Source organism: Devosia sp. Leaf420 (genome assembly GCF_001425445.1).
In the GTDB taxonomy this organism is placed as follows: domain Bacteria; phylum Pseudomonadota; class Alphaproteobacteria; order Rhizobiales; family Devosiaceae; genus Devosia.
This window is the reverse complement of record NZ_LMQU01000011.1, coordinates 62,295-75,423: the sequence shown is the minus strand read 5'-3', so window position 1 is coordinate 75,423 and position 13,129 is coordinate 62,295. Positions and strand designations below refer to the sequence as shown.

Genomic DNA, 13,129 nt, shown 5'->3' with positions numbered 1-13,129 from the left:
GAATTTCGACTTTGACAGCGCGGCGCAGTTTCCTCATCAACTGTCCCTGCAGGTCCCTCCGGCTTGCCCTGTTACAACGACCCCCGGTTTTCCAATGATCAACGCCAAGTCCGAAGTCGCCATCCGCCAGCACCTGACCCTGGTGGCTCTCGGAAAGGCGCCGGCCGATCGGGCTTTGAGCGTTGGCCATCTGCTCGATGTCGCGACCCGCACCTGGCTCGACGACCAGGACATCATCATCAAGGGCGATCGTATCGCCTATGTGGGGCCCGCTGGCAGCTATACCGGCGAAGTTGGCCAGCGCGAAGACCGGCCTGATCTCTGGGCCATTCCGGGCCTTGGGGAAATCCACAAGCATATCGAAAGCTCGCACCTGACGCCCGAATGGGAGGCAGCGCTTGTGCTGCCGCGCGGCAATACCTGGACTTGCGAAGCGAGCCACGAATTCTCCAACGTCAACGGCGCCAAGACTGTCGAATTCTGGATGACGGCGCGCCAGCACGGCTCCCCACTCAAGATTTTCCCACTGCCCGGCTCTGCCGTGCCGCCCACGGCCTATGAGCATGGCGGTGGTTATCTCGGCCATGATGAGCAGGCCGGCTTCATGAGTGAGAGCCTGATGGTAGCCGGTCTCGATGAGGTCATGGATTGGCCCGCCGTCTGGGACGCCACCAATGGCTCGCATAAGCGGCTCTGGGGGATGATCGAGGCGACGTTTGCCCAGCGTGGTGTCGTCGAAGGCCATGCGGCGGGTATCCGCGATCTGCCTGGTATCAATGCCTTTGCCGCCGCGGGACTTGCGTCCGACCACGAAGCCTGGACCGCCGAGGAGTTCTGGGACAAGCTCCGTCACGGCCTATTCATGGAATTGCGCGTCCATTCGATGCCCGATGTGCTCAAGGGTCTTCTCGAGCGTGGGCTCGAAGACTGGTCGCAAATCGCTTTCGCCACCGATGACCGCAGCGCCAGCGAAACTCTCCAAAAAGGCGCGACAGACTACAATGTCCGGACGGCCATCGAAGCTGGCCTCAAGCCCGAAATCGCCATCCAGTGCGTCACCATCAATCCCGCGCGCCACATGCGCCTGACCCCGTGGGTCGGCTCGATCGCCCCAGGCCGCTTTGCCGATATCGTCCTGCTCTCGGATGTCAGAAGCTTCGCCATCGCGGAAGTCTGGGCCGATGGCCGTCAGGTCTCCAAGGGTAAGACCTATATCGAACCGGTCCCCACCATCGCTTGGCCGCAATGGGCGACCGACACAGTCAAGACCGGCGGCGCACTTACCGCCGAGGATTTTGCGATTCCCGCTGAACCCGGCCGCGACAGCATGACCGCAGCTGTCATTCGTCCGTTCCACTGGGCGGACGATTTCCTGATCTATGATCTGCCGGTTCGGGATGGTCAGGTGCAGCGCGACGAAAGCCGCAACATCACCAAATTCGCCATCGTTGATCGCTTCTCGGATAAGAAGTCAGTCTCCAAAATGTTCTGGATTGGCACGGGGCCCAAGACGCCCGATTGTGCCGTCGCCAGTTCGCTCGGCCACGACAAGCATAATATCTGGTGCGCAGGCTCGTCCGATGAAGCCATGGCGATGGCGGTCAATGCGCTGCGCGATATCAATGGTGGATGGGCGCTGGTGCGCGACAATAAGGTCGTCGCCACTGTTCGTTACGAAGTTGCCGGTCTCATGTCCTGCCGTTCGGCCGAAGATCTCGATGCCGACATGCAGAACCTTTATGAGGAGGCCAAGGCCATCGAGTGGATGTATGAGCCGACCTTCAGCCCGCGCTGGTCTCCCGGCTTCCCCGAGCGCCTGTCATTCGCGACACTCACCTGCTCGCCCTGGCGCTGGGTGCTCGTCGCGCCGGGCCCGCTCGCACCTCAGGGCTTCGTCAATGTCCAGACCGGAAAAACTCACTCGGTGGTCTGGTAGGCTTCCAAGGGCGCTGCGGTTGCATTAAGGGTCACCACCTGATCGCCCGGCCGGATGATGCTGCGCCGGTGAGTGATGGCGAGGATCGTCACGTCCTCCAACTGGCGCAGTTCATCCATGATCTGGCTCTCGGTCGTCTCGTCGAGCGCCGAACTCGCCTCGTCGAGGAACAGCACCTTCGGATCGCCATAGAGCGCCCGCGCGATCGAGACACGCTGCCGCTCGCCACCTGACAGCTTAAGCCCGCGCTCGCCGACCGTCGTCTCAAAGCCATCGTCGAGTTTTTCGATGAAACCAAGGATCGAGGCTCGCGCCGCCGCCCGCCGCATGCGCTCCTGATCGAAGTCGCGACCGAGAACGATATTGGCCGCGAGCGTGTCATTGAGCAGCATGACGTCCTGCGGCACAACGCCGACCGCGTCATACCAACTTTCGCGCTTGATCGCGGCGAGATCGACGCCATCGATCAGAATGCGCCCCTCGCTTGGCTCCAACGATTTGAGCGCCAGCCGGAAGAGCGTCGTCTTGCCCGAACCCGTCGGGCCGGTAATGAAGGCAATGCTGCCACCCGGTACGGTGAAGGAGAGCGGCATCAGGGTCTGCCGCTCGCCATAGCGAAAGGCGACGCCCTCAAAAGCAATATTGCCTCTGATCGCGCCGATCGCCCGATCTCCATGCCCCGCACGATCTTCCGGCTCCTGCCACATGCGCGCAAACGGCAGGAAGCGTGAGACCGACCGCATCACATCGTCTATCGCCATGCCGATCATCTCGAATGGCCGGTTGAGCTGGACAAGGATGAGGTTGATGAGGACGATATCGCCCACCGTCATTTCGCCGGCTTCAAACCGCGGCAGCATCAGGAGATAGGTGACGGCTAGTTGCGCCCCGAGCGCGAGCCCAAAAATCCCCGAAAGCGCAATCCGTCGCCAGGACCAGCCGATCCACGACGCCCGCGCGAGATCGGCCTTTTCCGCAAACTTCTCGCTGATCCAGCGATCGCCGTTGAAATAGCGGATCGCCTCCATGCCGTTGACGGCATTGCCGACAAAACGGGCATTGTCCTGCGTCGCTTCGATCGCCTGATCAAGCAGCGGCCGCGTCCACTGGTTTGCGAAATAGGTGAGCGTGATGAAGATCCCGCCGTAGATGGTGACGATAGCGATGATATCAACGCTGATCGTTGCGCCGAGAAGTGCGATTCCAAGGCTGATCTGTGCCGCGCCGGGTATGAAGACAATCAGCACAAGCTGCACCAGCATCTGCACCGCGCCTTCGCCCTGCGACCGCGCCGTCTGGATCGCCACGGGATTGTGCTCGATGAAAAACGTGCCCGGCTTCTTGAGGAGACGCGCGAAAAACTCGGTCGCCGCGATGAACTTCAAGTCCTCCGACGTCATCAGCGACAGGTAGTTCTGCGAATAGGAAAAGAGCGTTTCAAGCCCGCGCATGACCGCATAGCCGACAAAAGCCAGCGCCATTGTGCTCGTGAGATCGCCCGTGGTGAGGCCATCGATCAGCCGCGAAAAGAGGTAGGGCGTCGCGATACCAAGCATCGCATTGATCGCCACGATCACAGCGATTCCCGCCAGCATCAGCCGGGAGTGGCGCCAAAACTGCAGATAAATCGAACTGAGGGCCGGCCCGATTGTCGTCCAGTCGTCTTTCGTCATGACTACGCGCTCTGGCTGGAAGGGGAGGGCACCCTAGTGCGTTAACCATTGCGGTCAACCGTCAAGAATCCCAATGCCGATGCCACCATGCGACACCGCGCGCCTTGCGCATGCCCTTCAGAGGCGCTAGCGATCAAGGCGTTCGAGGAGCCGCAATGCCCTTTCGCATGCGCCACATAGCAAGAGATTTCGGCACCGCCTTCGCGGTGCTCGCCCTCTATTTGCTCGTGCTGCTGGCCCCGCTCCATCAGGCCGCAGGCCTTCAGCGAGATCTGGCGCGGCTCGGCTTTGAATCAAGCGTTTCCTGGTCCGTCTGCGCTTCGCTCGCCGATCACGGTGACCCAAGTTCGCCGCTTCTCGCCAAGTGCCCGGCCGCGGGCATCGGCAAGTCCGATCCGCTCGGGCCGACGCCTGTCGCACTCGTCGCCGAGATCGAGCGGCTGGCATCGCGAGTCGTTTATGACAGCGCTTCGCTCACGCTGGCCTATCGTGCTGCCGATCATCCCGGCCAGCCTCGCGCGCCACCCGCGCACGCCTGAGCTGAAGTAAAACTTTTCCCTATTTTTGCGCCGGTTACTCGGGCGCGTGATCATTCGAGGTTTTCATGACCCGTCATCTCTCCATTTTCGCCCTCGCGGCCATACTTCTGGCCGGCCCCGCAACGCTTGCCTTTGCGCAGGATGCCCATAGCCACACCGCCGCTCCAGCCGGCGATGTCGTCACTGTCGGCTCGCTTGAAATCTCCGGCGCCTTTACCCGCGCAACCCTTCCAAATGCTCCCGTCGGCGGTGGGTTCTTCACCATCCATAATGGCGGCAGCGAAGACGATCGCCTGGTGTCGGCCAGCACGCCCATCGCCAAGGTAACGCAGATCCATGAAATGGCCATGGAAGGCGATGTCATGAAGATGCGCGAACTCGATGACGGGCTCGTCATTCCCGCTGGCGAAACCGTCGTGCTCGAGCCCGGTGGTAAGCATCTCATGATGATGGGCCTCACCGGCACCATCACCGAAGGCGAAACTGTTCCTGTTACCCTGACCTTTGAAAAGGCAGGGGAAGTGACTCTTGATCTTGCGGCTGCCGGCACGGCTGCCGATGCTCCGGCAGCAGGTCACCATTGATGCGCCAGATCACGCTCGTCCGCACCGTCCTTTGGGGACTCGTCGTCGCTGCCGGCCTGACGGCTACCGGCCTCTATGCTTATACGGCCACGCGGCCCGCCCAAGCGCAGACCCTTGGCAATGGCGATTATCAATTGATCACCGCCGAAGGCCAACCCTTCACCCGAGCCAGCTTCGATGGCAGCCCCTCGATGCTGTTCTTCGGCTTTGCCCATTGCCCGGAAGTGTGCCCCACGACGCTTGCGGAAATGACCTCCTGGTACGAAACCCTCGGCGATGAAGCCAAGGAGCTAAAGGCCTACTTCGTCACCGTCGATCCCGAACGCGACACGGAAGCGGTCATCAAAGACTATGTTGCCTGGACCGGCCATGTTACCGGCGTCACCGGCACGCCGGAAGAGATCGCCAAGGCCGCCAAGGCTTGGGCCATCTACTATCAGAAGGTGCCGCTCGAAGACGGCGACTATACCATGGACCATACGGCTTCGATCTTCCTCCTCGACAAGGACGGAAATTTCGAAGGAACGATCGCCTATCGGGAGGACACGGCGACGGCTCTGGGCAAGCTGCGGAAATTACTGGCCCAAAGCTGAGCGTCTTCAAGAGCTATGCATGCTTCAACCTCCCCTTGCGGTGAGGTTGAAGCGGTCATGGGGTGAGATTTGTCGGCCTAATACTGTGAAGCTCGTAGCTGCGACTGAGCCGCCTCGAGCCCTGCCAAAGCGTCGCCGTAACCCGTAGCAGCCACAGCCTCGAAAATTCGCTCGGCTTCGCGATAGCGCTTGAGCTGATAATAGCTCCAGGCCCGTAGGGTCAGCAGATCGTTGCGTTCTGCCGCGTAGCGCGAGCGGGCATCGAGCATGGCCAAGGCGAGCCGATAATCGCCAATCCCATAGGCGCTCGTGGCCTTGAGCGTCAGGATTGAAATTTCAAGTTCGATGGCGCGTTTGTCCGAGATCGGGGCTGCAGCGGCAGCAACGGCGGCTTCATCAGGCAAGCCAAGCCGCACATAGGCGAGGGCGCGCCCATAGGCGGCATCGCTGCGGATCGATTGGCTGGCCGAATCAAGCGCCCGTCCGAAATGATCAACCGCCTGGGCGGGGCGGTTGAGATCCATCAGACACCAGGCATGGGAGAGCGCGCTACCCGGAGAAAGGCTGGCAGGCGGAATGTAACTTCGGCAACTGCCACCGCCGCTGCTGCCGCCACCTCCACCGCTGGGGACCACATCCTCCTGCGCAGGCGCTGCGGCATAATCCTGCCGCGCCTGGGTCGTCGTCGCCCGCACGGCCTGCACCTGTGCGGGGAAGAGCGTCACATGCTGCGGCCTTGGCTTCGGCAGGGGGACGTTGAACCCCGTCGTCGTCACAGAACCAAACTGGGCGATGCGTGCCGAGCGCCCGCCCCAACTGCGCCGGATTTCTTCCACCTGGGTTGTGTTTCCAAGGGCATTGGCCGCAACCATCATGCCATAGGCCGCAGGCTCGAGATCCGATTGCCAGCCAAGCGCTGTCTGGAACCACTCATAGGCCGTCTGCGGCTGGTTGAACGCATAGGCATACCAGCCGAGTTGCTGGGCGATGTCGGCATCGCGCGCCTTGAGCGCTACTCGGACGATCCGCGAAAGCGTGTCGTCGGGGATGGTCAGGCGCGGCTCGATGGCGATCATTGCCGCCGCTGCATCACGATAGACGCCTTCAATGGTGTCGTTGTCGTCGTAGAATTCCGCCATGGCCTTTTCGGCGGCCGCAGGATCGTCGAGCTGCATCAAGGCAACCCCAAGCCCCTCGGCCGATGCGGCGGAGGGATCGGCATCAACGGCATCTTCGAAATAGCGGCGTGCATCCTCAGGCTCGCTGCGCGCCAGTTCGAAATAACCAAGGAGCCGCAGGTCTTCCGCGTTTTTCGACCTGGTCGCTTCTTTGGCCAGCAGTTCGACGTCCGCTTCTTCTGGCTGGTCGCCTTTCTCATCAAGTGCCGCAGCCACGGCGCTTCGCGCCAGGTCGAGCCGGAGCGCAGTGAATTCCGGCGCGCCATCGGTCCCCGGCTTTTCAAGCGCCAGCAGCGGATCGAGCTCGGCTCGGCTCAGCAGGGCCATGGCTTTCTGTATGGTCGCGAAGCGTTCGGCCGTGTCAGTGCAATTGTTGAGGATGTAGGAATACGCGTCGATGCCGCGCTGCTTGGCATCGGTCTTGATGAAAGCTTCCGCCAGCCGCCAGAGATTATCGACGCTGGCGCAGGTTAGAAGCTGCGGCGCATTTGCCGCGATCGAAATCACCGCCTCGAACTGCCCGGCGTCAGATGCCGCGCGGAACCGCGTTCCGGCTTCGCCGCGCTTGATGGTGTCGAGGAGGTCGACAGTGGGCACAAAGCCTGGATCGGCCTGCTGCTTTTCCGCAATTGCTGCCCGCGCACCGGCAAAATCGCCTGCCGTCACCAATTCCCAAATCCGCACGATGGTTTGGTCGGGCACAAAATCCGTTGTCAGCGGATCGGCCGGAGGTTGCCAATTTGGATAAAGCGCCTGCAGCCGTTCGATTTCCCGCTGCAGGCGCTGCGTATCGCCTTGTTGAGCAAAATAGCGCAAGGCGGTTTCGTCTGGCTGGCCGGACGGGGCTGTCTGCGGCACTGCTTGCGCAATGACCGGCGTTTGTGGGGCAACGGGCGCAGCAGTTTGCGCCAATGTGGTCGCGGGCTGGGCTTCAATTGCGGTCGCCGGCGCACCGGTCGGCGGGACTATGGCAAACGGGATGGTTCCGGTGCGTGCGGTGGTGATCGGATCAACCGGAGTACTTGCAGCCGCGGGCTCTTGGGGCACGGCGGCCGGCGTCTGTGCGACGGCAGGCGCATTCCATGTCGTGTTCAGCCCAGCGGCCAGGCCGATGGCCGATACGCTCAGGGCAAAGAAGGCCCAGGTCCAATATTTCATGAGCCAGCCCCCTGACCAAGACAATCAGGGCGGCTGCGGCGCAGATAGTCCAGCATCAGAAGCTGAAGGGTCGCCGCATAATAGCTCGTGGCCGAAAGGCTGCGCAGGTCTTCGGGGACCACCTGACCGTTGGCGATGCATTCCATGCTCGCCTGGATCAGCCGATAGCCTGGTTCGGAGATTGGCTCCACCGCCTGCCCGGTATTGAGGTCGATCTTGAAGAGCCCAACCGAAGACGCCTTGGCGCGGAACGGTTCAAGATAGGATGGATCGGCGCCGCCCCGCATCAGATACAGCGGGATGCGGATGCCATTGTAGCCGAACTCGGCCGGAAAATCAGGCGCCGGGCCAAGCTGGCCCGCGGCCATAACCACCCAATCGCCCGGAATGCCGGCGGGCGTGCTTTGCGCGCGCTTCAGCAGTTCAAGCCCCGTCGCGCCAACTGATTCCCAATCAGCTGAAGGATCGAGTTCCTTGAAGACCGGCAGTGCCTCGTAAATCCAGTATGACGGATTGAGGATGGGCTGGCCGCTCGTTGCATCGCTGCCGGCAAAACCATTGCTGCCGGGAAGGATCGCAAGAAGGCCATCGGCATAAGCGAGCAGATCGCGCCCAATGGTCTCGACAATGGCCTTGGCCTCGGCCGTGTACGATGGCTCGTTCCAGACCTGTCCGGCGAGCACCAGGCCATAGGCGATCAGCATATCGCCGTCCGTCGCATTGTTCGGGTCGGTCACATGCGGATCCGCATCCGGTTCCCAACGCCAGGCGGCAAGGCCGTCGTCGCGGATCATCAGGTCGGTGCGGGTAAAACTCAGGATGCGCTCAAAACTCGGGCGGTCTTCGGCAAGCGCTGCCAGAATCAGTCCATAGCCCTGGCCCTCGCTGTGGCTGATATTGCCGTTACCTGTGTCGATGACGCGGCCGTTCTCGGCGACGAAACCATCGAGATAGGCTTGCCATTCCTGCGGCTCGATCACCGAAGCAGCCTGCGCTGGCAGGGTCATGAGGCCTCCCAGAGCGAGAGCGATGAGCCTTTTCATGATGGCCGTCCAATTCTGGTCAACATGCGCGAGGTCATGAGCATCAGCAAAACTGCGCCCAGAACGATCGCAAAGGTAAAGTATAAAATGTTGCCTGAGAACCAGTTAGCTGCGATCCGACGCAGATTTGTCGGCGAGAATGGCTCGGGCACCACGATGCTGACCATCTCGGCCGGCACGGAAGTCACTTCATTGTCTCCCGGCGCAAGGGCGCTGACCCGGCCAGCAATTTCGCGCCACATAACGGTGTCGATCAGCCGTTCTGTCCCGGCGCGCAAGGTCGCTGGGCTCGTTGAGGTCAGAAAGGTCCAGACCCCGCCCTCGGGTTGATGCGTCTGGGAAACGACCACTGCCTCGGCGCCGGGCATATAGGGCGTGTCGGGCGGCGGTATAAGCCTGAGGTCGGCGGTGTCCACGCCCAGATGCTCGCGCAACCAGGATTCGACATTGGTCAAAGGGCTACTGGTTTCCCCGCCCGCGAATTGATCGAGCAAGGAATCGTCGCCGCCCTGCGCGCCGGGCTGGCCTGCCGCGGCCACGCCAGTGCGGCCGATATTGGTCTGCGATACAGCGCCCGTCGGCATGATCAGCACCGCATCCTGCTCGGGCGATAAATCGGCCTCCGGGATGATGGTGAAATTGATCATTCTGTTCGAGGCGGTCGCCAAACGGGTCGCGAACATCAGAGCCGAGAGTACCGTGTCGCGCCCCTGGCCGATCGCGGCCGGCACATTGGCTTCGTCGACATAGGGCCAGGACGAGCCGGTCAGCACCTGCAGGTCGGGTACCGTCGTTGCCCGCGCATAGTCAGGCATGTGGAAGTAGCTATTGTTCGAGAGCACGAACCGCGTCGGCGCCGAACCGGTCCAGCCTGCGCCACAGGCCACGTCCGAGCGCGTCTGCAGGTTCACGGCAAACGTCGCTTCGTTGCGCCCTGGCCGCAGATTGGTCATCGGAATGCGGATCCGCGTATCCTTGAGCAGCCCGCCCTCGGTGCGCAGCATCGGGGTCGCCGAAGCGATCTGCCCGTTGGTGTAGATATCGATCTCGCTGCCCGGCAGCACATCACGCGAATAGGCCGCCTCGAGCACCAGTTCGAGTTCGCCATAGCGATAAGCATAGAAATCGGATGGCAGTTCGAACTGCATGGTTGTCGTAAAGCGCCGCCCGTTGAATTCGAGCCGGTCGACGCCGAGGCTGGCCATGCTGGCGTTCGTCCCCTCTTCCATCATCGGCAGAGGATAGGGCAGGTCGAGCCGTGGCCGATCGTTGCTAGCCGGTGCGGCTGTGAGGATGGCGTCCCCGGCGCGCGCTATGGATTCCCAATTCGGCCCGGAAATCACGAGGGTGTAGGCGCCTGTCGCGACCGGAACCATGGCCGCGATTGGCCCGGCGCTCGCTTGGGCCCGTGCGGCCTCCAATTCGGCTGGCAGTTCTGCCGCCGGCATAATGGCGACATCCAGCACACCTGGCGTCGCCGCCTCGGAAGGCGCGTCCGCAAAGGAAATGTCGAGCTTGGGCACGCGCATCGAAAGCCCGATCTGCTGGGCAATCCGCATGGCGGCGCTCTGCGCTTGCGCATCCGCAAGCCCGTTTGCCGTGATCAAGCGCAGCGCCGTATCGCCCTGGGCATCGACGCCCACTGCTGCAAGATCGGTCAATTGCTGGATCGGCGCCAGCCCGGCTCCGGCGAGGACCAGTTTGGCGTCGGTGCTCTTGATCTCCGTCCAGAGTTGATAGGTCGAATCCACCGTGCAATCGGTGCGGTGCCGCTGGCTCGCGCGGAATTCGATCATGTTCGGTCCGGCCCGCAAAACCCCCGCGGGCACAGGCAGGCTCACGGGTGTTGCGGCCGAGGACGAGGCGATCGCGGTGTTGGAAATCTCGGTATTGTTGATGCGCACGCGCAGGCTCGAAATTTCCGGCGCAACGACGAGGGCGTTGATAAAGGAAAAATCGAGCGTTGCCGGCGCCGCGGCCTGCGCCTCGGTCAGATAGACAACGATCCCGTGCTTGTCCTCTTCGCCTGTCAGCCTAAGGCTGTCGAACGGCAGGATTGGCCTCTCGAAGGCAGCCGGGGCGGCGACAGGGGCGGGAGTCACAGTTGGCGTGCCGGGGACAGCTTGCGGCGCTGGCTGCACCACGAGGTCGTTCTCCGGCGTCATGTCGAATGGCACAGGCTGCGCCCAGGCTGGCGATAGAGCCGCAATCACGGCAGCGGAAGACAAAAGTGCGCGCATCATCATTTGCCGAGCACCTTCCCCGAGCCGAACCGCAGAAGATAACCCAGCCCGCGGCCCGTCTGATATAGCGCGATGCCGAGGAACCGCGCGGTGCCGCGCAGAATGCCGATATTGACCTGGCGGGCGCTCTGGCGCATCTGCCAATTGCCCGAATTGGCATAGATGAGATCCGCGATCAGGCGATAGTGATAGCCGCGATCAGGCGCGTAGCGGCAGCCGAAGATGACGCCCTTGCCTTCCTGGGTGACTGACTGAATGGTCACGGGAAGGTCGGTGCCATAGATATTGGAGAGCGGGGTAAATCGCAGCCCCGTCGGCATCCCGCGCCCAAGACCGGCGGCCCCGGTCGGCAGACGCACGGCGACGCCGCCGCTCGACACATTGACCATCATGCCGCGCATCCATTCGCCATCGGCCCCACGGATTTCGCAGCGCCGTTCCACGGCAACGCGCCGGCTGCCCCAGCCTTCGCGACGCTCGGAAACGACGCCAAGGGCACAGCCTGCAAGGATCAGATTGAAGATGTTCCAGCCGCCCACCACCATGGTGACTTCGGCTTGATAGGGCTGGGCGCCGATCTTCCAGATCGTCATGCCGACAGCGATCACCAGCAGCAGGAAGATCAGATAAAAGGGACGTGCAAGTTCGGACAGGCGCGAGGATTCAACGCTCTCGTCCTTCGCCGTCACGGTGAAGCTCGGCTTATAGGGATTGCGGGCCACGGAAAACAATGCGCCGAGCAGGTGGACGGACTGGATATACTCGTAGAGCTCGGAAATCCACGGCCATCGCCAGCGCCCAAAGAGCGAATTCTGCATGACGAGGTTCACCACCACATAGGTCAGTGTATAGGCGGCAAATTCCCCGCCCGATGCGGTGAACACCTGCAGATCGAAGAAGAGATAAAAGAACGGCGCAAAAAGGAAGATCATGCGCGGGATGGGGAAAAGCCAGAAGAAGGTGCTCGAGAGATAGCAAAGCCGCTGGGGCAGGTTGAGCCCGGCCTTGAAGAGCGGGAAGCTGAAGAGGAGAATCTGCATCATCCCCTGCGCCCAACGCGTGCGCTGGCCGATGAAGCTGGCAAAGGTCACCGGCTGCAGGCCTGCCACGAGGGGCTTGTCGACATAGATCGAATTCCAGCCGCGGCTATGCAGTTCGATAGCGGTTTCGCAGTCCTCGGTGATCGAGCGGCCGGAAAACCCATTGGTGGTAACGAGCGCTTCGCGGCGCAACAGCGCTGCCGAGCCGCAGAAGAAAGCGGCGTTCCAGCGGTCGAGCCCGCGCTGGATCACGCCATAGAACATCTCGTTCTCCGACGGCATGACTTCGAACGTGCGAAGATTGCGCTCCAACGGATCGGGATTGAGAAAGAAGTGCGGCGTCTGCACGAGGAAGAGACGATTGTCCCGACCGAAGAAAGGAACGGTTTCCTGAAGGAAATCGCGGGCCGGGGCGTGGTCGGCGTCGAAGACGGCGATGAATTCGCCGGTCGAATTGGCAAGACCATTATTGAGATTGCCGGCCTTGGCGTGTTCGTTGCGGGCGCGGGTCAGATAGCGGCAGCCGAGGTCTTCACAGAGCTTTTTGAGCTGCTCGTGCCGCTCCTGGGCGTCGGCGGCCTGCTCGGGATCGGGATTGTTGCGCTTGGCATCGGTCGAGCCGTCGTCGAGCAGCCAGACGGTGAAGCGGTCTTCGGGATAGTCCATGCCCTTGGCAGCGGCGAGTGTGCCGGCAAGCAGTTCATAATCTTCGTTATAGGTCGGGATGAAGACATCGACCAAAGGCACGGGTTCGTCGTCGGGCAAACGGATCGACTTGTGGCTCGGCATCGGCCGCACCACGACGAACAAGCTGAGGAACAGCATCAGAATGCAGTACATCTCAGCGAGATAAAGGATCAGCCCGGGGATGAAATCCATCCACTGATCGATCGGGGGCAGGGTGCTCGTCGTGCGCCAATAGGCGTAGCGCAGCACGATGATGGTGCCGAATGTCAGCAGCAGCAGCCGCCAATTCCCTTCAAGCTTCAGGAGCTTGATCACCATCATGGCAAGGAGCAGTACGGCGCCCATCACGAGGTGGGTCTGCAAGCTTACCGGGATCGTCACCAGCGTGATGACGACCGCGGAGATCGCGATCCAGAGGATAACGGTCAGCGCCTTATTCATGGCCTGCTTCCTTG

The 13,129-nt window shown here is 61.9% G+C and carries 9 protein-coding genes; 4 read left to right on the top strand and 5 right to left on the bottom strand.

Features of this window, described 5'->3' with window-relative positions; all coding sequences use genetic code 11:
- The first annotated feature begins 94 nt into the window (after positions 1-94).
- Complete coding sequence (locus ASG47_RS11315; protein WP_061909062.1) at positions 95-1,936, top strand: adenine deaminase; 1,842 nt, start codon at positions 95-97, stop codon at positions 1,934-1,936.
- On the opposite strand, the gene ASG47_RS11310 is transcribed toward ASG47_RS11315, so the two are convergent.
- Positions 1,918-3,609 (bottom strand): ABC transporter ATP-binding protein, encoded by a 1,692-nt coding sequence (locus ASG47_RS11310; RefSeq protein ID WP_061909060.1) that lies wholly within the window; start codon positions 3,607-3,609, stop codon positions 1,918-1,920. The two genes, ASG47_RS11315 and ASG47_RS11310, sit on opposite strands and share 19 nt — an antisense overlap.
- 155 nt (positions 3,610-3,764) lie before the next feature.
- On the opposite strand from ASG47_RS11310, the gene ASG47_RS11305 reads away from it, so the two are divergent.
- The 3 genes from ASG47_RS11305 to ASG47_RS11295 all read left to right on the top strand — a co-directional run bounded on the left by ASG47_RS11305 (position 3,765) and on the right by ASG47_RS11295 (position 5,325).
- Positions 3,765-4,148: a hypothetical protein gene (locus ASG47_RS11305; protein ID WP_061909058.1), complete on the top strand. Its 384-nt coding sequence runs from the start codon at positions 3,765-3,767 to the stop codon at positions 4,146-4,148.
- Between the two features lie 65 nt (positions 4,149-4,213).
- Positions 4,214-4,732 carry a copper chaperone PCu(A)C gene (locus ASG47_RS11300; RefSeq protein ID WP_061909056.1) on the top strand — a complete coding sequence of 173 codons (519 nt, stop codon included), beginning with the start codon at positions 4,214-4,216 and terminating at the stop codon, positions 4,730-4,732.
- Entirely contained in the window at positions 4,732-5,325 is a 594-nt protein-coding gene (locus tag ASG47_RS11295) for an SCO family protein (protein ID WP_082511700.1), read from the top strand. Before ASG47_RS11300 ends, ASG47_RS11295 begins: the two co-directional genes overlap by 1 nt.
- Before the next feature lie 77 nt (positions 5,326-5,402).
- Here ASG47_RS11295 and ASG47_RS11290 read toward each other — a convergent pair whose 3' ends face one another.
- From ASG47_RS11290 to bcsA, 4 genes are read right to left on the bottom strand one after another with little or no spacing between them, the layout of a single operon-like run.
- Entirely contained in the window at positions 5,403-7,661 is a 2,259-nt protein-coding gene (locus ASG47_RS11290; RefSeq protein ID WP_061909054.1) for a tetratricopeptide repeat protein, read from the bottom strand.
- Positions 7,658-8,704 (bottom strand): glycosyl hydrolase family 8, encoded by a 1,047-nt coding sequence (locus ASG47_RS11285; RefSeq protein WP_061909052.1) that lies wholly within the window; start codon positions 8,702-8,704, stop codon positions 7,658-7,660. Before ASG47_RS11285 ends, ASG47_RS11290 begins: the two co-directional genes overlap by 4 nt.
- Complete coding sequence (locus ASG47_RS11280; RefSeq protein WP_061909050.1) at positions 8,701-10,950, bottom strand: cellulose biosynthesis cyclic di-GMP-binding regulatory protein BcsB; 2,250 nt, start codon at positions 10,948-10,950, stop codon at positions 8,701-8,703. The genes ASG47_RS11285 and ASG47_RS11280 overlap by 4 nt, the downstream gene beginning before the upstream one ends.
- Positions 10,947-13,115, bottom strand: coding sequence for a UDP-forming cellulose synthase catalytic subunit (bcsA, locus tag ASG47_RS11275; protein WP_061909048.1), 2,169 nt, complete (start codon positions 13,113-13,115; stop codon positions 10,947-10,949). The genes ASG47_RS11280 and bcsA overlap by 4 nt, the downstream gene beginning before the upstream one ends.
- Positions 13,116-13,129: the final 14 nt, after the last annotated feature.

Bases quoted from the DNA above. Each gene is read 5' to 3' on its own strand.
- ASG47_RS11310 (WP_061909060.1), bottom strand. From the start codon at position 3,609: ATGACGAAAGACGACTGGACGACAATCGGGCCGGCCCTCAGTTCGATT.
- ASG47_RS11315 (WP_061909062.1), top strand. From the start codon at position 95: ATGATCAACGCCAAGTCCGAAGTCGCCATCCGCCAGCACCTGACCCTG.
- bcsA (WP_061909048.1), bottom strand. From the start codon at position 13,115: ATGAATAAGGCGCTGACCGTTATCCTCTGGATCGCGATCTCCGCGGTC.
- ASG47_RS11280 (WP_061909050.1), bottom strand. From the start codon at position 10,950: ATGATGATGCGCGCACTTTTGTCTTCCGCTGCCGTGATTGCGGCTCTA.
- ASG47_RS11290 (WP_061909054.1), bottom strand. From the start codon at position 7,661: ATGAAATATTGGACCTGGGCCTTCTTTGCCCTGAGCGTATCGGCCATC.
- ASG47_RS11300 (WP_061909056.1), top strand. From the start codon at position 4,214: ATGACCCGTCATCTCTCCATTTTCGCCCTCGCGGCCATACTTCTGGCC.
- ASG47_RS11305 (WP_061909058.1), top strand. From the start codon at position 3,765: ATGCCCTTTCGCATGCGCCACATAGCAAGAGATTTCGGCACCGCCTTC.
- ASG47_RS11295 (WP_082511700.1), top strand. From the start codon at position 4,732: ATGCGCCAGATCACGCTCGTCCGCACCGTCCTTTGGGGACTCGTCGTC.
- ASG47_RS11285 (WP_061909052.1), bottom strand. From the start codon at position 8,704: ATGAAAAGGCTCATCGCTCTCGCTCTGGGAGGCCTCATGACCCTGCCA.